Source organism: Candidatus Dormiibacterota bacterium (assembly GCA_035544955.1).
Classification (GTDB): Bacteria; Chloroflexota; Dormibacteria; order CF-121; family CF-121; genus CF-13.
Genome location: DASZZN010000029.1, coordinates 80,889 through 99,223, shown reverse-complemented (window position 1 = coordinate 99,223; position 18,335 = coordinate 80,889). Strand labels below are relative to the sequence as shown.

The window sequence follows — 18,335 nt, the reverse complement described above, 5'->3', positions numbered from 1 at the left end:
ATCAGGGACCGGCCGCCCGGAATCGCGCTATTCGGCGATCTTGCGGCGGCGGAGGATCCGCTCGAGTAACGGCATCTTGTGCCGTGGCTTGCCCGCCGGGCCGTACTGGCGCCGAACCTGCTCCTGCTCGCGTGCCTCCAGGATGCGGGGCACCCAGTCGGACTCGAGCATCGCCGGCTCGCCGCCCTCCCAGGTCTTCAGGTAAAAGATCCCCTTCAGGGCCGTGAATGGAATCGCCAGGTCCTTGACCTCGCTCTGGTCGGGCGACACAAGCGAGAGGGTCACGCCGTAGCGCGAGGTGCGCAGCTGGCGGTCGCTGTAGCCGCGCAGCACTTCGTGGTCCACGAAGTGGATCGCGATCCGCTGGTAGCGGGCGATGTCGACGGCACCCGACGGCGCACGGGAGTCGAGGAGGACGTATTTCAGGCTGCTGAGCGGGACGAAGGCGCCCCGGTTGTTGGTGCCGAGATTGTGAACTCGCGTCTCGACGACAGGCGTATCCAACTCCCGCTTCGGCGGGTCCCCGTGCAATGTCTCGCCGTCGAGGAAGCAGTAGATGGCGTGCGGCACGTTTCCCGCATTGTAGGGTCTGCCTGGGGGTAAGGGTGAGTCCGCTTCCCGCGTCCTGTTGTCCGTTCAGCGATTACAATCGCGGCGGCTTGCCCTCGCTCAAAGTGCATGGCGCCGTGACCGCGGCGCTGGGCCTCTCATTGCTGACGGTGCAGCCGGCGCAGGCGGCCGGCAACCTCACGCTGCCCTTCGGGATCCCGAACCCACGCATCACGTCCTGGATGGATCACCATTACCCGACTCGCGAGCAAGACGGGATCATGATCCGCTTCGATGGCGCCACCGGCTACGCTTACGATGGCCACCGCGGCACCGACTACGCCGTGCCGTCCAATACGCCGGTCGTGGCCGCCGATGACGGGACCGTCATCTACAGCGAGTGGAGTGACAGCGGGGGCTTCGGCGTGGTCATCGACCACGCGAACGATCGCACCGCCTACTTCCATAACAATCAGCTCTTCGTCTACCCGGGACAGCACGTGTCCCGCGGTCAGCTGATCGCGCTCAGCGGCAGCACCGGGAACTCGACCGGGCCGCACGTCCATTTCGAGGTACGCGACCTGCTGACCCCGTGGCACTCCATCGACCCATACGGCTGGACCGGGCGGGGACCAGATCCGTGGAGCTGGGACGTGGGCAATTTATGGCTGAACAACACGCCGGTACCGTTCCTGCTGCCGCTCGCCTTTCCGGGCGGGGCGCACTGGGATTACTGGTACGGCAGCGACGGTCCGCCGCCGCCGGTCAGCTGGCACCTGCGTGATGGCGGCCACGGGCTCGCCGGATTCGCGGCCCAATGGGATGGCGATCCTGAGGTGGCCGCGCCGCGCACCCAGGCCACGAGTGGGACGACGAAGGTACCCGGCCCGGGTTCGCACACCCTGCACATTCGCGTCTTCGACCGCGCGGGCACCAGCGCCGACATCACCTACCTATATCTATATGACGTCGACCCGCCCACCTCCGCGCTTCGGGTCGACCCGCCGCAAGGCAGCGCGCTGAACCTTCACTGGTCGGGGGATGACGGTCTTTCCGGCGTCAAGAATGTCGTTGTCGAGGTTGGCTCAGGCGGCCCTGCTTTCCGTCCTTGGTTCACGCAAAACACTGATCAGCCAGCGGCCGGCAAGTCGGTGGGGGCGCTCCGCTTCTTCGGCGACCCGGGCACCGCCTACCGGTTTCGGCTCACGGTGCGTGACGCGGCGCGGAACGCGGCACCTGCGGTCGTTCTCGACCAATCGGTTCCGGCGAGCGCCAGTTCTCCGCCAACCGCCGCGGATCGCGCCATCCTCGGGCCACTCCCGGCGCCGCCTGACGGCGCGCCGTCGGTAACGGGATTCAGACAGGAGCACCCGTCGGCGGATGGCGCTCTCCTGCTCGGCATGGATGCATCGCTGCGCAGCCTGGGCCACAACCGCGCGACGCCGTCTGTCGCGCCCACATCGCTGGCCGCGGCCGTCGACGTCGTCACCCTGCCATCTGGTCCGCTCCGCCTGCTGGCCGACGGCACCACCTGGGATAGCGCCGGCGCCGCCGGCCCGCGATTCGCCGTATCAATGCCCACGCGCCTGCTCGCCGCCAGCGATGGCACGGTCATGGCCGTCGATGCCCTGGGCGCCATTGTCGGGAGCGGGGCAAGCGTCGCCGCCGCCTTGCCCGCGGGCGCCAGTGTTGTCGACGCGGCGCTCTTCCCGGGGACCCATTCTGGGTTGGCGCTCGATAGCAGCGGCGCGGTGCACGCCTTCGGTGGCGCGGACGCGGCGCTGGCGTCCATCCCGACCGCGTGGACGCTGCCGGGTCAGCCGGCGGCGATGACCCTGGCCGGAACGGCACAGGCGCCGGCCGGCATCCTCACCGATGCGAGCGGCGACTGGCAAACCTTTGGCAGCATGCTGTTGCTGCCCGATGCGAGCTTCGGTGGTCCGGCCTTCGACCCGATGACCGGCCTACCGGTGCGCTAGCCGGCGACTCGAAGGGGCGCGGCAAACAAGCGGCGGACAGCCTCGACGGCGTAATCGACATCCTCGACTGACACGCCCCGGTGGGTGACCATGCGCCAGCGGTAGGAAGAAGCCTGGTCGAGCAACACGCCCGCCTCGCGACAGCGATCGATGAACGCGCTCGCGGTGAGCGGTGGACGGCAATCGCCGAAGACCATGTTCGTTTCGACCCTCGATAGGTCGATGTCGATCCCGGGCAGTCCCTTCAGGCCCTCGGCCAGGCGCCGCGCGTTGGCATGGTCCTCGGCCAGGCGATCGACCATCTCATTGAGCGCGATCAACCCGGCAGCCGCCACCACTCCGGCCTGGCGCATCCCGCCGCCCAGCATCTTGCGCATGCGGCGAGCGCGCTCGATGAAGTCGCTCGACCCGGCCAGCATGGAGCCGACCGGGGCACTCAGTCCCTTCGACAGACAGAACATCACCGAGTCGACGGGAGCAGTGAGCTGGCGAACGTCGATCCCCTGCGCGACGGCGGCGTTGAAGACCCGCGCGCCGTCCAGGTGGACCGGAAAGCCGGCATCGTGGGCGACGTCACTCAACGCGGCCGTCTGCTTCGGGCTCAGGCACGTGCCGCCTTTGCGGTTGTGCGTGTTCTCGACACAGAGAAGTCCCGTGAGCGGTTCGTGGAGGTCGGGCTGGCGGATCGCGCGACGCACCTGCTCTGGCAGAAGACGCCCATCCGGCGTGTCCAGCGGCCGGAGCTGAAGGCCGCCGACAACCGAGGCACCGGCAACCTCGTTCTGGAAGATATGGCTGTCGATCTCGAGGATGACCTCTTGTCCGGGCTGCGTGTGGCTGAGCAGGGCGCACAAGTTGCCCATGGTCCCGCTCGGTACGAAGAGCGAGGCCTCCTTCCCGACCATCTCCGCGGCCCGCTCTTGCAGCCGATGGATGGTGGGGTCTTCATCCCAGACGTCGTCGCCCACCTCGGCGGCGGCCATGGCCGCCCGCATCGATTCCGTCGGAAGTGTGAAGGTGTCGCTGCGCAACTCGACGGTGCGTGTCATCGTCCGTCCTATTTTCCCAGCTGCGCATAGATCAGCGGGCGCGGGGTGACCACCTGCGTGATGGCGAGTTCGGTCTGGCGCGAAATCTGGACCTGGACGCGGGTCTGCAGGCTGCTGGCCGAGAGGTCGGCGGCCGGTCCGAGTTGCTCCGGATCGCCGATGACGAGCAGGCTCAGCGGCGAGCTCACGGCGTGACCGTTGATCAACAGGGTGTTGCCCCGGCTTTGGACCGAGGTATTGCTGATGATGCGCTGGCCGTTGAGCGCGATCGCCTCCGCTCCGGCATTGCGCAGGTTGTTGAGCGCATCCTGCAGCTCGAAGTCCATGATCGTGCCGTCGATCCGGATCTGCAACCCGGGCCCGTGGACCGGCACCTCACCGTTGACCACGCGTAAGGTTGTGAGCTCCTTCTGGATCGCCTGGGCGTCCGCGCCGCCGGTCGTGAGCGCCGCGCGAAGCTGCGCCTCTTGCTGCGTCAGTGCCGCCCCCTGCTGGATCAGCTCGTTGTTGGCGCGGTTGAGGTCGTTGATCAGGAGCGCGACGCTTGTGTCGTCCTGGGCGGCCAGGGTGCGGGCCACCGCCGCCTGAGAGCGCAGCTGCACCACGAGGAGGAAGCCGAGCGCAATGGCGATCAGGCTGACGACGATCAGCCGCTGAGCCCGCGCGGTTCGTTCAGCCGAGCGGCTGCGCATACTTCACCAGGAAGGTGGCATCGAAGGCGGGCAGGCTGAGATGAGGGCTCCGCAGCCAGCTGAAGCCAAGCCCGTAGATGCGGCTGCGGCTCTTCAGCTCGGCGAGCTGGTCGGGGTTGCCGAGGCCGCCCGCCAGACTGGAGGGGTCGCCCAGGGCGGTCACGGTGTAGGGTCCGCTCAGCCGGCTGGCGTTGTTGACCAGGATGTTGACCCCGGCGTAGTGGAAGGCGGTGTTCGGCACGATGCGCTGGCCGTTGACGGCGATCGCCTCCGCCCCGCTCGCCCAGAGGACGTTCACGATGTCCTGCAGGTCCTGGTAGTGAATCGTCCAGCCGAGGGAACGGTCGGCGAGGTCGTTGGGGTCGGTGCCGTCGTGGAGCAGGATGGTGAGGCCGGCGCCGTGCAGCGCCGTGAGCCCGGCCGTGACCTTCTCATCGTCGAGCTGCGCCTTCACCTGCTGGACGGCGCTCGAACGATGGGCGCTCTCATCCTCGCCCGCCTTGACCTCTCCCTGGAGTGCCTGGATGCGTCCCTTGAGGGCCCGGTTCTGGTCCTCGAGCTGGTTGACGCTCTTGCGCAGGGCCTCGTCCCGGGCGAGGCGGTTGGAGGGCGGCAGTGGCTGGCTTCGGAACTGGGTCGCGGCGAGGCTGGTGACGAGGAATGTCGCAAGCGAAACGCTTGCGAGAACAGTCATCCGCGGCGTCACGGTGCCGTGTAGTGTAATGGGTGCCCGAACGCCCAGTTAGCCGAGTGGCCGGCATGCAACAGGCAGGAGGAACAATGGCTCAGAAAATAGAGGCGGTGCCGATGAGGGCATTCGCCGAGGCGTCACCGGACCAGGCGAATCCGTGGCTGATGGCCCAGCGCCAATTCGATATTGCGGCCGACGTCCTCGGCCTCGATCCCAACATGAGGCGCGTCCTGCGCGAGTGCAAGCGCGAGCTGATCGTCACATTTCCGGTCATGATGGACGACCACACCGTGCAGATGTTCACCGGCTATCGCATTCATCACAACATCGACCGGGGCCCCGCCAAGGGTGGGATCCGCTATCACCCGGGCGTGACCCGGGACGAAGTCAAAGCGCTGGCCATGTGGATGACCTGGAAGTGCGCCGTGGTCGGGATTCCGTATGGTGGCGCCAAGGGTGGAGTCGTCGTGGACCCGAAGAATCTCAGCCGCAACGAGCTCGAGAATCTGACACGTCGCTTCACGAGCGAGATCAGCATCGTGATCGGCCCGGACCGTGACATCCCGGCGCCGGACGTCAACACCAACGCCCAGATCATGGCCTGGATGATGGACACCATCAGCATGCAGGCCGGCCACTCCGTCCCGGCCGTCGTGACCGGCAAGCCGTTGGGGATCGGCGGCTCCGAAGGCCGCCCGGAAGCTACCGGTCGCGGCTGCATGTTGACCACGCTGGCGGCCCTGCGGCACCTGGGGATCCGCCCCGAAGATGCGACCGTCGCCGTCCAGGGTGTCGGCAACGTCGGTTACGTCACCGCCAAGCTGCTGGCCCAGGCCGGCTGCAAGGTGATCGCGGTCAGCGATTCCAATGGCGCCTGCTACAACGAGGACGGCATCGAGTTGGACGAGGTGGTGCGCGAGAAAGAGATCACCGGCCGGCTGCGGCAGAAGATCTGCAAGTTCATCAGCAATGAGGAATTGCTCGAGCTGCCGGTCACCGTGCTGGTGCCGGCCGCGCTCGAGAACCAGATCCATGCCGGCAACGCGCACCGCATCAAGGCGAAGGTGATTTGCGAAGGCGCCAACGGGCCGACCTCGCCGGACGCGGACGAGATCCTTTACAAGAAAGGTGCTTTCGTGATTCCCGACATCCTGGCGAATGCCGGCGGCGTCACTGTCTCCTACTTCGAGTGGGTGCAGGACCTGCAGGAGTTCTTCTGGGATGAGCACGACATCAACGAACGGCTGGAGCGGATCATGTTGCGCGCCTTCGACAACGTGCTGAAGGTGAGCCTGGAGAAGAAGGTCAACATGCGCACGGCGGCCTATGTGCTGGCCGTCGACAAGGTCGCGCAGGCGACGACGATCCGCGGCATCTATCCCTGATCGGCCGTGACGTCGTGTTCAGCGTGGAGCAACGTGATCGTGTGCGCGATGGCATTCTCGAGATAGCCCGGGCCGATACACGAATCGTTGCGGGGGCGATGATCGGCTCGCTGGCCGCCGGAGACGGCGACCGGTGGTCGGACCTCGATCTCGGGTTTGGTCTCGCGGACGGCGTGTCCCCGGCCGAGGTAATGGCCAACTGGACGCCACGTCTGGAACGCGAGCACGGCGCCGTTCACCTCTTCGACCTTGCATCGCTCTCGTCGCTGTACCGCGTCTTCTTGCTGCCGGGCAACCTGCAGGTCGACCTTTCTTTCACACCCGCGTCCGACTTTGGGGCTCGTGGCCCAAAGTTCAAGGTCCTCTTCGGCAGCGCCCTCGAACGGGCTCCAGGCTGGGAAACGCCACCGATGGCGCACTATCTGTTCGGACTCGGCACCCACCACGCCGTGCGGGCGCGCTTCTGCATCGAGCGTGGGCGGCTGTGGCAAGCGGAATTCTGGATCAGCGGCGTTCGCGATCAAGCCCTGGCGTTAGCCTGCCGGCGACGGGGGCTGAATGCCTGGTACGGCCGGGGTTACGACGATCTGCCCGCCGACGTTCTCGATGAGCGAATGCTGGTCCGCTCGGTGCGAAAGGAGGATCTTCTGCAGGCGCTGGATCGGGCCATCGATGCCCTGCTCCGCGAAGCGGGTGACGCGCGCGACATTGCGTCGAAGGTTGAGGCGTGGCTACGCCAGCTTTAAGTCCGCCACGCTGCCGCCGGTGACTCGCACCAGCTCTTGGGGAGCGATCGGAAAGACGTGGCGCGGCGTGCCCGCCGCCGCCCAGACGACGTCGTACTGCAGTAAGTCGCGGTCGATGAAGGTGGGGATGGGTGCGGTGAACCCGGTCGGCGGCACCCCGCCGATCGAGTAACCGGTCGCCTGGCGCACGGCATCGGCGTCGGCTTTGCCGATGGACGCGCCGGCGAGGGCGGCGAGCCGGGCGGGATCGAGCTGGTTCGCGCCCGACACCAGCACCAGCACGGGGGCGTCGCCGGCGAGGAACACCAGCGATTTCACGATCTGCCCGACGCCAGTTCCGACCGCCGCCGCGGCGTCCTGCGCCGTCCGCGTCGATACCGGGAATTCTTCGATGCGCGCCGCCACGCCGGCTGCAGACAGTGCCGCCTGGACGCGCTGCGGCGCGGAAAGTCGTTGATCCATTCTGAAAGCCATCCGCTATAATCCCCCAAAACCACCCCGTATCGAGGTACACGCATACCCTTTGAGCTCGACACGGTTTCGCAGGCGACGGCGATGAGTGTGCGTGCGCCCCTGAAACCCTCGGCCTTCGAGGCCGGCGAGACGGTCGAGTTGGGCCGCTTCAAGCGGGCCCGCCGTGCCTACGGGTTCGACGAGGTCGCCCTGGTTCCCGGCCGGGTGACGATCAATCCCCAGGAAGTGGACAGCAGCTTCGAGCTTGGCTCGCTTCGCCTCGCCGTCCCGATCCTGGCGGCGGCCATGGACGGCGTCGTCGACGTGCGATTCGCCGTTGAGATGGGCCGTCTCGGCGGCATGGCGGTGCTCAACCTCGATGGGCTCCAGACCCGTTACGCGGACCCCACGAGCGTGCTGCAGGAGATCGCCGAGGCCCCGCGCGAGCGCATCAACGCCCTCCTGCAAAAGGTTTACCAGGCACCGGTTCGCGAACAGCTGATCGGCGAGCGGATCACAGCCGTCAAGCGCGCCCAGGTTCCGGTGGGTGTCTCGAGCGTGCCCGCGCACGCCTCACGGCGGGCGGGACTGGTGCAGGAAGCCGGCGCCGATTGCCTGGTGGTCCAGGGGACCGTGCTGACCGCGCGGCACATCTCGCGCTCCTACGAGCAGCTCTCGTTCGAGAAGCTCTGTGCCGGGCTGTCGATCCCGGTCGTCGCCGGCAACTGTGTCGACTACGAGACGGCGTTGGAGCTGATGCAAACCGGCATCGCCGGCATCCTGGTCGGTGTCGGTCCGGGGGCCGCGTGCACGACCCGTGGCGTGCTCGGCGTCGGCGTGCCGCAGGTGACCGCGACCAGCGACGTCGCCGCCGCGCGCGAAACCTGGCTCCACGAGAGCGGTCACCGGGTCCAGGTCATTACCGACGGTGGGATGCGGGTGGGCGGTGACATCGCCAAGGCGTTTGCCTCCGGGGCCGATGCGGTGATGGTCGGGTCCATCTTTGCCGGGACGACGGATGCGGCGGGTGGTGGCTACCACTGGGGGATGGCGACGCCCGACCCCAACCTCCCTCGTGGCACCCGCATCAAGGTTGGCCGTCGCGGAACTCTCCGCGAGGTCTTGCTCGGGCCGGCGCGCGTCGACGACGGAACCCAGAACCTGGTCGGCGCGTTGCGCTCGGCGATGGGCGTGTGCGGGGCCCGCGATTTGCGCGAGTTCCAGCAGACCGAGCTGGTCATCGCCCCGGCGATCCAGAACGAGGGCAAGCTCTTCCAGCAGGCGCAGCAAGTGGGTATGGGGACATAGCGGTCGCGCGAACCTCGAAAGCCCCCACCCTACCCTCCCCCGCAAGCGGGGGAGGATACCAGTTGACGGCGGAGCGCAGAGTGGCGCCACAGGATCTGGTGCTCGTCCTCGATTTCGGGTCGCAATACAGCCAGCTGATCGCGAGGCGGGTCCGCGAGGCCGGTGTCTATTGCGAGTTGATCCCCGGCACCACCCCCTGGGAGACGATCCGCTCGCGTGCGCCCAAGGCGCTCATCCTTTCCGGCGGACCGGCCAGCGTCTACGAAGATGGTGCGCCCCGCTGCGATCCGGCGGCGCTCAGCGCCGGCGTTCCTGTCCTCGGCATCTGCTACGGCATGCAGCTACTCGCCTATCAGCTCGGCGGCAGGGTCGCGCCAGCCGGCAAACGCGAATACGGACCGGCCAGCGTACGCATCCAGGAGCCCGCTCGGCTCTTTCACGAGCTGCCTTCGGAGCTGCCGGTTTGGATGAGCCATGGCGACACCATCCTCGAAGCGCCCGCGGGGTTTCGCCGGTTGGCGGAGTCCGAGAACTCGACGATCGCCGCGATGGCCGACGAGGTCGGGCGCTACGGGATTGCCTTCCATCCCGAAGTCATCCACACACCCCAGGGGCGGGAGATCCTGCGCAACTTTCTGTATCGAGTGGCCGGCTGTCGCGGCACCTGGAAGCCGGCGGCCTTCATCGAGGAGGCGACCCGGGCTATCCGCGAGCAGGTCGGGGACGGACGGGTGCTCTGCGCCCTCTCGGGAGGCGTCGACTCGGCCGTCTGCGCGACGCTCGTCCACCGCGCCATTCCGGGGCAGTTGACGTGCCTCATCGTTGACAATGGGCTGCTCCGTCGTGACGAGCGGCGGCGGGTGGAAGACGTCATGCAGCGTCATCTCGGCATCGACCTCAAGGCCGTCGATGCCACTGACCAGTTCCTCGATGTGCTGCGGGGTATTGTCGATCCGGAGGAGAAGCGGCGGCGCATTGGGGCCACCTTCATCAGCGTCTTCGAGCGCGAGGCGGCCGCGCTCACCGGCATCGACTTCCTCGCGCAGGGAACGCTCTATCCCGATGTGATCGAGAGCACCAGCCACGATACCCACAATGCGCACCGCATCAAGACGCACCACAACGTCGGCGGCCTCCCCGCTGACCTTCGGTTCAAACTGGTCGAGCCGCTGCGCTACCTGTTCAAGGACGAAGTCCGGGCCATCGGCCTGGAGCTCGGCCTGCCGGACGACATGGTGTATCGTCAGCCGTTTCCGGGTCCGGGGCTGGCGGTCCGCATCATCGGCGACGTGACCCGCGAACGGCTGGACACTCTCCGAGCCGCCGATTGGATCGTCGTCGACGAGATCAAGGCGGCCGGCCTCTATCGATCGCTCTGGCAGTCGTTTGCCATCCTGACCCCGTTGCAGAGCGTGGGAGTGATGGGCGACTACCGTACCTACGGCAACGTGGTTGCGCTGCGGGCAGTGCAAAGCGAAGACGGGATGACCGCCGACTGGGCGCGCTTACCGTACGAGGTGTTGGCGAAGATCTCGACCCGCATCGTCAACGAGGTTCCGGGCGTCAACCGCGTCGTCTACGACATCTCCTCGAAGCCGCCGTCGACCATCGAATGGGAATGAACGTCCTCGTCGTGGGGGCCGGCGCGCGCGAGCACGCCCTCACGTGGAAAGCGCTGCAGAGTCCGCTGACCAACTCGGTCTATTGCGCCCCTGGCAACGCGGCCACGGCGGCGATCGCTGTCAATACGGGGATCCAGGCCACGGACGTCGGCGGCATCGTGCGGTTTGTCCACGAGCGCGACGTGCGCCTGACGGTGATCGGTCCGGAAGCGTCTGTCGCGGCCGGACTCGCCGACCGCCTGGCGGCCGTGGACCGGCTGGTCTTCGGCCCAACGGCCGCCGCCGGGCGGATCGAGAGCAGCAAGGCGTTTGCCAAGTCGCTGATGGCGCGGGCAGGCGTCGCCACCCCGGCGCATCAGGTCTTCGACGATCCGGCCCGGGCGAAGGATTTCGTACGCGGCGAGCGCCGGGCCTTCGTCGTGAAAGCCGATGGGCTCGCCAAGGGCAAGGGGACGCTGGTGCCACGCGATGCGGACGAGACGCTGGAATGCATCGACGAGCTGATGCTGCGCAAGACCGTCGGTGCAGCGGCCGACCGGATCATCCTCGAGGAGAAGATCGACGGCCGCGAGGTTTCCGTGATGGCGATGGTCGACGGGGATCGCGTCGTCCCGCTGCCGCCGGCGTGCGACTACAAGCGGGCCTTGGACGACGATAAAGGGCCGAACACCGGCGGTATGGGCGGGTATTCGCCGGTCGGCTTCTTCGGCCCGGCCGACGTGGAGAGCGCCATCACCGCGGTGCTCGATCCGGTGGTCAAGATCCTCCGGGAGGAGGGCACGCCGTACCGCGGCTGTCTTTATGCCGGGCTGATGGTGGGTCCAGCCGGCGTCCAGGTGCTCGAGTTCAATGCGCGCTTCGGGGACCCCGAGGCGCAGGTCGTCCTGCCTCGCCTCGACGGCGATCTGATCCCCCTGCTCGAGGCCACGGCACGCGGCGCGCTCGCCGAGGTCAAAGCAACCTGGTCCGGCCGGTCGAGCGTCGGCGTCGTCCTCGCCTCCCGTGGCTATCCGGGGACCTATCAGAGCGGCTTCCCGATCGATGGCCTGGGCACCATCGAGCGCGACGTCTTTGCCTTCCATGCCGGGACGGCGGCCAGTCCTGGGGGATATACCACAGCCGGTGGGCGGGTCCTGACCCTGGTCGCGCTCGGCGATTCGATGGCGGACGCCCGCGACCGCGCCTACCGCAACGTCGATCGGGTCCGTTTCGAGGGCATGGCCTATCGGCACGACCTGGCGTTACGTGAAGTCGAATCGACGGTGGTGCCATGAGCGAGGCGCCGCTGGTCGGAATCGTCATGGGCAGTGAGTCGGACCGTCCGACGATGCAGCGCTGCTGCGAAGTCCTGGAAGGCTATGGCATCAGTTATGAAGTCGTGGTCCGCTCGGCGCATCGTGACCCCGAAGGCTGTCGCCAGTGGGCGACGCAGGCCGAAGGCCGTGGGCTCAAGGTGCTGATCGCCGCCGCCGGCGGGGCCGCGCATCTTCCCGGGGTGGTGGCGGCCTGGAGCCTGCTCCCGGTGATCGGCGTGCCGATGTCCGGTGGCGCCTTGGGCGGGCTCGACGCGCTGCTATCGATGGCCCAGATGCCGGCTGGGATCCCGGTGGCAACGGTGGCGATCGGAGAGGCCGGCGCGAGAAACGCGGCCCACCTCGCCACCGGCATCCTGGCGCTCAACGACCCGGGCGCGCGCGCGAAGCTGATCAAGCGACGGGAGGCTAACCGGTCGCCTAAGCCCTCCTAAAAACCGGGCATACAATAGCGGCGTGCCCCGGGTCTTGATCACCGAGACTGTGCTGCGCGACGCGCAGCAGAGTTTGGTGCAGGGACGCCTCAAGCTGCAGCACGTGCTGCCCATCGCCAAGACCCTCGACGACATCGGCTACCACGCCCTCGACGCCTGGGGTGGTTGGACGTTCGCCGCACAGGTGCGGGCGTTGAAAGAGGATCCATGGCAGCGGCTGCGCGCGATGCGCGCCGCCATCGTCAAAACGCCGCTGCAAATGTTGATCCGTGGCCAGACGCTGCTCGGGCCGTCACACCAGCCGGACGACGTGGTGCGGGCCTTTATCGAGCAGGCCATCGAAGACGGCATCCGCGTCGTGAAGGTGTTCGACCCGCTCAACGACCTGCGGAACCTCGAGGTACCGGTCGAGGTCGCCCGTAAAGGCGGGGCGCGCGTGATCGGAGCCCTCGTCTATAGCCCGAGCCCGGTCGTGGACGACGCCCGCATGGTCAAATCGGCCGTCCGGCTCAAAGCTCTGGGCGTCGACTGGATCGGCATCGAGGATGTCGCGGGCATCCTGGCGCCCCTCGTTGCCAGGGGACTCTCGAGTGCGATCACGTCTGCCACGAAGCTGCCTGTCAGCATCCACTCGCACTCCACCACGGCGCTGGCCCCCATTTCGTACTTCGCGGCCATCGAAGCCGGTGCCACCGGCATCGATACCGCGCTTTCCGCGCTGGCGTGGGGCGCCTCGCAGCCCGCGACCGAGACCATGGTGGCCAGTCTGCGCGATGGACCGTACGACACGGGCCTCGACCTCAACCTGATCGGCCAGGCGAGCCGGTACTTCGACGAAATCCACGACGAGTATCTCGAGTTCCAGGACCCGATCGCCTTTCGCAACGATGTCGACGTCCTGCAACATCAGCTGCCGGCGCCGGTGCTGGCGGTTCTGATCCGCAACCTCAGGGAACACAACGCCATCGATCGCTATGACAAGCTGATGCAAGAACTCCTCCTGGTGCGCCAGGAGATGGGGTACCCGCCGATGGCCGCGCCCATCAACCGGATCGCGGCGAACCAGGCGCTGGCCAACACGCTGAGCGAGAAGCGGTACCAGCACATCGACCAGCCGTTTCGCGATTACGTGAAGGGCCTGTTCGGCGAGCCTCCCGGTCCCATCGATCCAGAGGTCCGCAAGCGCGCGCTGGGCTCGTCGAACGCGATCACGCTCCGGCCGGCCGACCTGCTGCAGCCCGGGATCGATCGCGCGCGGCGCGAGATGAAAAAGCAAGGTCTGAACCCAAGCGGAATCGACCAGGTGCTCACCTACATCCTCTTCCCGGACGACGCGCCCAACATTCTTCGTCCCGCTGGCCACCGTGCCGAGACGCCGGCGGCGGCGGCGCCGGCGTCGGCCCCGACTCCCGAGCCGCAGCCGCCACCCCAACCGGCCGCGGTCACGCCCGGGCCGCCTGCGTCCGCGGAGCCGGCCGGCCGAGAGTTCACGGTCGAAGTCGATGGCGAGCCATACCGCGTACGGATCCTCGGGGACGGCGCAGCACCCGCCGTCACTGCGGGTCCCGCCGCGTCCGGTCCAACCGCGGCGCAACGCGCCGGTGGCGACGGCGCCATCCAGGCGCCGATGCAAGGCATGGTGGTGAAGGTCAAGGTCAAGCCCGGTGACAAGGTCCGTCTGGGTGACGTGGTCGTCGTGCTGGAGGCGATGAAGATGCAGAACGACATCGTGGCGACCGTCGGCGGGACGGTGCGCGAAGTCTTTGCCAAAGAGGGAGCGATCGTCGCCCCCAACGACGTGTTGATGACGATTGGCTAGCGTCAGCAAGGTCCTGGTCGCGAACCGCGGCGAGATCGCCCTTCGCGTCATGCGGACCTGCCGCGAGATGGGCATCCCGACCGTCGCCGTCTACGCGGAGCCGGATGCCCGAGCCCCCCACGCTTTCTTCGCCGATGAGCGCATGGTCCTGAATGCCCCAACGCCTCGGCAGGCGTACCTCGACATCGAGCAGCTGGTACGGGTGGCGCGGGAGCATGGCGCCGATGCGATCCATCCCGGATATGGCTTTCTCTCCGAGAATCCCGCCTTCGCGGAAGCCTGCGCCAGGAACGGCCTGACCTTCATCGGTCCGCCGGCGTCGAGCATGCGGGCCATGGGGGACAAGGTCGAGGCCCGTCGCCGTATGGTCGCCGCGGGCGTTCCCGTGGTGCCCGGAACGGCCGCGCTCGCTGACGAGACCGCGGCCCTCGCTGAGGCGAAACGGATCGGCTACCCGGTGATGGTCAAGGCTGCCGCCGGCGGTGGTGGCATCGGCATGCGGGTCGCGAAGGGCGCCGAGGATCTTCCTGCGGCGTTCGAGGCATGCCGCCGGGCGGCGCAGAGTTCCTTCGGCAGCCCCGACGTCTACCTGGAGCGATATCTCGAGCATCCGCGCCACATCGAGATGCAGGTCCTGGCCGACGATCACGGCACCACCGTGGCGCTCGGCGAGCGGGAGTGCTCGATCCAGCGGCGGCACCAGAAGCTGCTCGAGGAGACGCCCGCGGTCGGCCTCACCCCGTCGCGACGTCGTGCCATGGCCGAGGCCGCCGTCAAAGCCACGGCGGCGGTCGACTACCGCAACGCGGGAACGATCGAGTTCATCGTGTCGGGCGAGGAGTTCTATTTTCTGGAGATGAACACGCGGCTCCAGGTCGAACATCCCGTGACGGAGTCGGTCCTCGGCATCGACCTGGTGCGCGAACAGATCCGCATCGCGCGTGGTGAGCAGATCCCCGCGGAGGGGTATCCGCAGCCGCGCGGGCACGCGATCGAGTTCCGGATCAACGCCGAGGATCCCCTGCGCAACTTCATGCCGACCCCGCGCCGGGTGCAGCGCTATGCGCCGCCGAGCGGCCCTGGCGTGCGGGTCGACAGCGGCATCAGGCCGCACCAGGAGATCTCGCCGCACTTCGATTCGCTGTTGTTGAAGCTGATCGTCTGGGCAGACGACCGGGAGTCGGCGATCGGCCGGGGCCGGCGTGCCCTGCAGGAGTTCGTCCTCACCGGGCCCAAGACCACCATTCCGTTCCACCGTGCGATCCTCGAGGAGCGGGACTTCGTCAACGGCCGGATTTCCACCAGCTTCATCCAGGACCACCCGAGCCTGATCGAAAAGACCCGGGAGTTCGAAGCGCAGCACTCACCCTTTGAGTCGCTCTACGGTTCGGGTGAGGTGGCCGCGGCCATTGCCGCGGGCGTGATCCTGGGCGGCGAGGGTTAGCGGCTGATCACCTGAGCGTGGTACTCCTGGGCCAGGGTGACGCCGTTGATGTCGGTCACACCCGTCAATACCACGAGCTGGTAGGTACTCCCAGGCCGCAGCGTTAGCGTGAGGACCGCCATGTGGTTGTCCGGATCGAACGCGATCGTGCTGCTGACCCGCTTGCCGTCCGAGTCTCTGACCTGGATGGTGTCGGTCGTCACCGTCTCCGGTCGCAGGTCGGCATCGAACCGGACGCGAACCTGGTAGCCCGGCGACGTCGGAACGACGTCGAATGACAGGACGGTGGGGCCGGGGCCCAGGAGCACGGCCGGCGTCGAGGTCACCGCCTCGACCAGGTAGCGCTGATCCTTGAGGACCAGGGTGAGCTGCTCTTCGAAGAAGCTCCGTTGCACCCCGGAGCGGGAGACGAAGATGCGCTCGCCCACGAGGAACTTGCTTGGATTGGAGCCCGTCTGCTGGACGGTCACCGCATAGTACCGGTCGAACTTGGTACCCGCGGCGGGCAGCAGCGAGGACGCGCCGCCCTGGTAGGCCCTGAGTCCGGCGGCATCGAGGCCATCCAGGGCAGCCGCGCTATCGCCTTGCAGGCGCGCCTGCATGAACTTGTCGACTTCAGCGAGGGCCTGCTTCTGCGCGGGGTCGACTTCCGAAGGCGCGGTGTTCGCGGTCCAGAATGCCCGGCCGCCGGCCTCATCCTGGCGGGTGAAGAGCACGAGGTCGCCGTGGGATGACCAGCGGGGACTCGAATATTCCTGCTGAGAGGCGAAGGCCTTGAGCGCGCTGCCATCCGCGTTGATCAGCATCAGTCGCGAGGCGGAACTGCTCGCCCCCGCCGGCTTGCTGGCCAGCATCAGCGAGGCCTCGTCCGGAGACCAACTCAAATCGGCCCAGGTCTGCCCGCTCGGGCTGCTCGCGATGCGCTGTAAGTCCCTGCCGCCTGCCGCGGTGTAGAGGAGGCTCCCGGACGGTTGTGGCACGACGAAGGCCAGAACACCCTTGGCGGACCAGGCGAAGCTGGTCGCACCCGTGGGCAACGGGTTTGACAATCCCGACGCCAGGTCGATCACGCTGGACGCATCCGACTCGACCGCCAGCAGCGTGCTGACGGGCGACCCCGCCAGGCTGCCGTGCTGCATCCGGATCCCATGCGCATCGACCTGCCCGCCATGCGTGTCGACGATCGCCAGCCGGCCCTTGTTGACGTAGGCGATCCGATCACTCCCGATCCAAACAGGCGCTCGGTCGGGCACGCCGTCGAGCGTCGCGACCGTCCCCTGTAAGTTCCCTTGCATGTCCCAGATCCCCAGATTTGCCTGGTTGCTCGAGGTCAGCTGCCAGGCGGCGAAGACGCCACCCGACGGGGCGGCCGCCGGGAAGCTGCCGCCCTGGACGAGCAGCCGGATGGGGGTGCCCTGCGCGCTCATCAGCCAGACGTCAGTGGCCGCGTTCGGCGCCGGCGGACCGGACACGGTGGCCGTTGCCGACGGGCTTGCCGATCCGATCCCGGGCTGGCCTGACGGCCGCGTGACCAGCAGCTGGCCGGCCGGCGTCCAGCCGCCGTTGAACACGGTGCCGGCGTCCGCCAGCCGGTTCTCCTGGCCGTAACTCACGTTTGCGCTCCGGTACGACGGCGGGTTGACCGGGGCGATGGGTGCCTGGACGGTGGTGAAGTGCACGACGACCGGCGACGGCGCGACCGTCGGCGTCGGCTGAACGGTGGGCTGTTTGGGCGCGCTCGGGGTTTGCGAGGCCTTCAGGCTGACCGTATAGGTGGTGTTGGGGGCGAGCGGGTGATCGGGGGTGATGATCAGGTTCTGGCCCTGCCATTGCTTCGTCACCGCCGTGGCCGGCTCGATGACCACGGTGTCGGCCACCGCGGTCTTGTCGACCGGTCCGCTGAAGGGGATCACGATCGGCTCGGCGGTCGCCACGTTCGTCTTGTTCTGGATGCGGGAGAGATCGACCGCGACCATGGCCGACTCGGGCTGCTTATGGAGATAGACCTGGATGCCGAGCACGATCAGGAAGCCGGCCGCCACCGTAGCCATCGCCGGCACCAGCGCCTTCGGCCTGAGGCTGAACGAGAACCCTCGCGGGGCTCCTCGCGGCTGAAGGGTCCGACGGGCTTCCGTCATGAGCCTGATGCGCAGCATGGTCCGGAAGTTCGGATCCAGCGGCGGCGCCGCTGCCGGCCGGGACATCTTCAGGAGGTCGACTACCTCCCGGTGCGCCGGGTCCTGGAACAGTTCCTCGAGCTCGGGATCGTTCATCATGTGAGCCCAGCCTCGAATTCGGGGGGCAACTCGCGGCGAAGCTTCTCGACGGCGCGATGGAGGAGAAGCTTGACCGCCCCAGCGCTCTTGCCCATGATGTGGGCGATCTCGTCGATCTTCTTGTCCTCGCCGAACTTCAGCACCATCGCCGTCCGCTGATGCCGGGGCAGCTGGTCGATCGCCGACCAGATGCGGCGGCTGCGGTCGCGGCGCACGACTTCGTCATCCACGCTCGGCGCCCCGCTGGGCAGGCTGGCACCTTCCTCGAGCTCCACCTCGCCGTGCTGGCCGCGGTAATGATCGGCGACCGCGTTCAGCGTAATCTGGTAGAGCCAGGAGGAGAACGGATGTCCGGAATAGGTGTACCGGCTGATATTCCTCAGCGCCTTGAAAAACACCTCCGACGTCACATCCTCTGCCAATGATTGATCTCGAACTCTGGAATACGCAAAGCGATAAATCTGCGGGAAGTAGCGATCGTAAAGAGCCCCGAAGGCATCGGGGTCTTCCTTCGCGCGTTCGACGAGATCCCGCTCTTCAAAATCCGGCATCAGGGCACCCCACAGGGCGCCCGC

16 protein-coding genes are annotated in these 18,335 nt (G+C 67.4%); 9 read left to right on the top strand and 7 right to left on the bottom strand.

Translation table 11 applies throughout. The features are described from left to right. Nucleotides 1-27: 27 nt before the first annotated feature. Complete coding sequence (locus VHK65_09995; GenBank protein ID HVS06480.1) at nucleotides 28-570, bottom strand: hypothetical protein; 543 nt, start codon at nucleotides 568-570, stop codon at nucleotides 28-30. Between the two features lie 89 nt (nucleotides 571-659). Between VHK65_09995 and VHK65_09990 the strand changes: the two genes are divergently transcribed. Further along, nucleotides 660-2,528 carry a peptidoglycan DD-metalloendopeptidase family protein gene (locus VHK65_09990; GenBank protein HVS06479.1) on the top strand — a complete coding sequence of 623 codons (1,869 nt, stop codon included), beginning with the start codon at nucleotides 660-662 and terminating at the stop codon, nucleotides 2,526-2,528. Here VHK65_09990 and VHK65_09985 read toward each other — a convergent pair. The 3 genes from VHK65_09985 to VHK65_09975 are packed head-to-tail and all read right to left on the bottom strand — an operon-like array spanning nucleotide 2,525 to nucleotide 4,963. After that, nucleotides 2,525-3,577: a GntG family PLP-dependent aldolase gene (locus VHK65_09985; protein HVS06478.1), complete on the bottom strand. Its 1,053-nt coding sequence runs from the start codon at nucleotides 3,575-3,577 to the stop codon at nucleotides 2,525-2,527. The genes VHK65_09990 and VHK65_09985 overlap by 4 nt on opposite strands. An 8-nt stretch (nucleotides 3,578-3,585) precedes the next feature. After that, entirely contained in the window at nucleotides 3,586-4,269 is a 684-nt protein-coding gene (locus VHK65_09980; protein ID HVS06477.1) for a DUF881 domain-containing protein, read from the bottom strand. After that, nucleotides 4,250-4,963, bottom strand: coding sequence for a DUF881 domain-containing protein (locus tag VHK65_09975; protein HVS06476.1), 714 nt, complete (start codon nucleotides 4,961-4,963; stop codon nucleotides 4,250-4,252). Before VHK65_09975 ends, VHK65_09980 begins: the two co-directional genes overlap by 20 nt. Nucleotides 4,964-5,076: 113 nt before the next feature. On the opposite strand from VHK65_09975, the gene VHK65_09970 reads away from it, so the two are divergent. After that, a complete protein-coding gene (locus VHK65_09970; protein ID HVS06475.1) occupies nucleotides 5,077-6,345 on the top strand; it encodes a Glu/Leu/Phe/Val dehydrogenase in 1,269 nt (422 codons plus the stop codon). Nucleotides 6,346-6,368: 23 nt separating this feature from the next. Beyond that, nucleotides 6,369-7,091, top strand: a complete 723-nt coding sequence (locus VHK65_09965) for a nucleotidyltransferase domain-containing protein (protein HVS06474.1) — start codon at nucleotides 6,369-6,371, stop codon at nucleotides 7,089-7,091. Here VHK65_09965 and VHK65_09960 read toward each other — a convergent pair. Further along, nucleotides 7,077-7,553 carry a YbaK/EbsC family protein gene (locus tag VHK65_09960; GenBank protein HVS06473.1) on the bottom strand — a complete coding sequence of 159 codons (477 nt, stop codon included), beginning with the start codon at nucleotides 7,551-7,553 and terminating at the stop codon, nucleotides 7,077-7,079. The genes VHK65_09965 and VHK65_09960 overlap by 15 nt on opposite strands. Nucleotides 7,554-7,646: 93 nt before the next feature. On the opposite strand from VHK65_09960, the gene VHK65_09955 reads away from it, so the two are divergent. The 6 genes from VHK65_09955 to VHK65_09930 all read left to right on the top strand — a co-directional run bounded on the left by VHK65_09955 (nucleotide 7,647) and on the right by VHK65_09930 (nucleotide 15,484). Next, nucleotides 7,647-8,852 carry a GuaB3 family IMP dehydrogenase-related protein gene (locus VHK65_09955; protein HVS06472.1) on the top strand — a complete coding sequence of 402 codons (1,206 nt, stop codon included), beginning with the start codon at nucleotides 7,647-7,649 and terminating at the stop codon, nucleotides 8,850-8,852. Between the two features lie 80 nt (nucleotides 8,853-8,932). After that, entirely contained in the window at nucleotides 8,933-10,474 is a 1,542-nt protein-coding gene (guaA, locus tag VHK65_09950) for a glutamine-hydrolyzing GMP synthase (protein ID HVS06471.1), read from the top strand. Beyond that, a complete protein-coding gene (gene purD / locus VHK65_09945; protein ID HVS06470.1) occupies nucleotides 10,471-11,748 on the top strand; it encodes a phosphoribosylamine--glycine ligase in 1,278 nt (425 codons plus the stop codon). Before guaA ends, purD begins: the two co-directional genes overlap by 4 nt. Further along, the gene (purE, locus tag VHK65_09940) at nucleotides 11,745-12,221 is read left to right on the top strand and encodes a 5-(carboxyamino)imidazole ribonucleotide mutase (protein HVS06469.1); all 477 of its coding nucleotides are present in this window, start codon (nucleotides 11,745-11,747) and stop codon (nucleotides 12,219-12,221) included. The genes purD and purE overlap by 4 nt, the downstream gene beginning before the upstream one ends. Nucleotides 12,222-12,243: 22 nt before the next feature. Further along, entirely contained in the window at nucleotides 12,244-14,040 is a 1,797-nt protein-coding gene (locus VHK65_09935; protein HVS06468.1) for a pyruvate carboxylase subunit B, read from the top strand. Then, nucleotides 14,033-15,484 (top strand): biotin carboxylase N-terminal domain-containing protein, encoded by a 1,452-nt coding sequence (locus VHK65_09930; GenBank protein ID HVS06467.1) that lies wholly within the window; start codon nucleotides 14,033-14,035, stop codon nucleotides 15,482-15,484. The genes VHK65_09935 and VHK65_09930 overlap by 8 nt, the downstream gene beginning before the upstream one ends. Here the strand turns inward: VHK65_09930 and VHK65_09925 are convergent. Further along, nucleotides 15,481-17,760 carry an Ig-like domain-containing protein gene (locus VHK65_09925; protein ID HVS06466.1) on the bottom strand — a complete coding sequence of 760 codons (2,280 nt, stop codon included), beginning with the start codon at nucleotides 17,758-17,760 and terminating at the stop codon, nucleotides 15,481-15,483. The genes VHK65_09930 and VHK65_09925 overlap by 4 nt on opposite strands. Continuing rightward, nucleotides 17,757-18,311, bottom strand: a complete 555-nt coding sequence (locus VHK65_09920) for a sigma-70 family RNA polymerase sigma factor (GenBank protein ID HVS06465.1) — start codon at nucleotides 18,309-18,311, stop codon at nucleotides 17,757-17,759. The genes VHK65_09925 and VHK65_09920 overlap by 4 nt, the downstream gene beginning before the upstream one ends. Between the last annotated feature and the right edge of the window lie 24 nt (nucleotides 18,312-18,335).

What these genes read in the sequence shown, in the direction of transcription:
- VHK65_09970 (HVS06475.1), top strand. Translation starts at nt 5,077, where the DNA reads ATGAGGGCATTCGCCGAGGCGTCACCGGACCAGGCGAATCCGTGGCTG.
- purE (HVS06469.1), top strand. Translation starts at nt 11,745, where the DNA reads ATGAGCGAGGCGCCGCTGGTCGGAATCGTCATGGGCAGTGAGTCGGAC.
- VHK65_09925 (HVS06466.1), bottom strand. Translation starts at nt 17,760, where the DNA reads ATGATGAACGATCCCGAGCTCGAGGAACTGTTCCAGGACCCGGCGCAC.
- VHK65_09920 (HVS06465.1), bottom strand. Translation starts at nt 18,311, where the DNA reads ATGCCGGATTTTGAAGAGCGGGATCTCGTCGAACGCGCGAAGGAAGAC.
- VHK65_09985 (HVS06478.1), bottom strand. Translation starts at nt 3,577, where the DNA reads ATGACACGCACCGTCGAGTTGCGCAGCGACACCTTCACACTTCCGACG.
- VHK65_09955 (HVS06472.1), top strand. Translation starts at nt 7,647, where the DNA reads ATGAGTGTGCGTGCGCCCCTGAAACCCTCGGCCTTCGAGGCCGGCGAG.
- VHK65_09975 (HVS06476.1), bottom strand. Translation starts at nt 4,963, where the DNA reads ATGACTGTTCTCGCAAGCGTTTCGCTTGCGACATTCCTCGTCACCAGC.
- VHK65_09980 (HVS06477.1), bottom strand. Translation starts at nt 4,269, where the DNA reads ATGCGCAGCCGCTCGGCTGAACGAACCGCGCGGGCTCAGCGGCTGATC.
- purD (HVS06470.1), top strand. Translation starts at nt 10,471, where the DNA reads ATGAACGTCCTCGTCGTGGGGGCCGGCGCGCGCGAGCACGCCCTCACG.
- VHK65_09960 (HVS06473.1), bottom strand. Translation starts at nt 7,553, where the DNA reads ATGGATCAACGACTTTCCGCGCCGCAGCGCGTCCAGGCGGCACTGTCT.